Origin of the sequence: Aeromonas finlandensis (assembly GCF_000764645.1) — a bacterium.
Lineage (GTDB): Bacteria > Pseudomonadota > Gammaproteobacteria > Enterobacterales > Aeromonadaceae > Aeromonas > Aeromonas finlandensis.
The window spans coordinates 1-708 of record NZ_JRGK01000252.1 but is presented as its reverse complement, the minus strand read 5'-3'; the positions used below and the strand labels follow the sequence as shown (position 1 = coordinate 708).

Annotated in this window: 1 protein-coding gene; it reads right to left on the bottom strand. The window is 44.1% G+C overall.

The annotated features are described in order from the left end of the window. Positions 1–604 (bottom strand): Crp/Fnr family transcriptional regulator (locus LD28_RS22505; RefSeq protein WP_241462297.1); only part of this gene is annotated, 604 nt, incomplete at its 3' end. Between the last annotated feature and the right edge of the window lie 104 nt (positions 605–708).

The following is a 708-nucleotide window of genomic DNA, read 5'->3' as shown; positions in this document are numbered from 1 at the left end:
CCTCACGACGTACCCCCAACATATTGGCAATCAACTCTTGGGTCGTCGTCAATTGGTTATCAGGTAATCTGTCCAACGATAGCAGCAACCAACGGCACAGTTGTTGATCAATAGAGTGATGCCGATTACAGACAGCGGTTTGTGCCATTTGTGTCAGTAATGACTGGGTATATCGCAACATCAGATGTAACAAATCGCCGTGGAGGTTAAACTCGGACTTTAACAACGAGCCTGCCAAGCGATAGGCATGCCCCGCACTTTGAACAACTGCTCGGCTAGTGGTACTTTCTCCCCCCATAAACAGTGCGACCCCAATCAAACCTTCATTGCCGACCACAGAGATTTCGGCAGATGCACCATTTTTGAGAACGTACAAAAGCGAAATAATACAGTCGAGAGGAAAATAAACATAGCGCATAATATCACCAGATTCAGATAGTACCATGCCCAAAGGCAAATTTACCAACTCAAGATGGGGCTGTAATCTGCCATATGTGTCAGCCGATAGCGCAGCCAACAAATAATTTTGCTGTGGATTGCAATTATCAATCATAAAAATTCCAACGCTCAATAAAACCCAGTTCAACCTAACATAGTCATACACTGTTCACCTTCATTTTGTTCGTGACATGACATATTTCATACAAATATCAATCGATTATTGTATCAATGCGCTTTACGTGCCCTACCGTACAGACACGGCTGGCC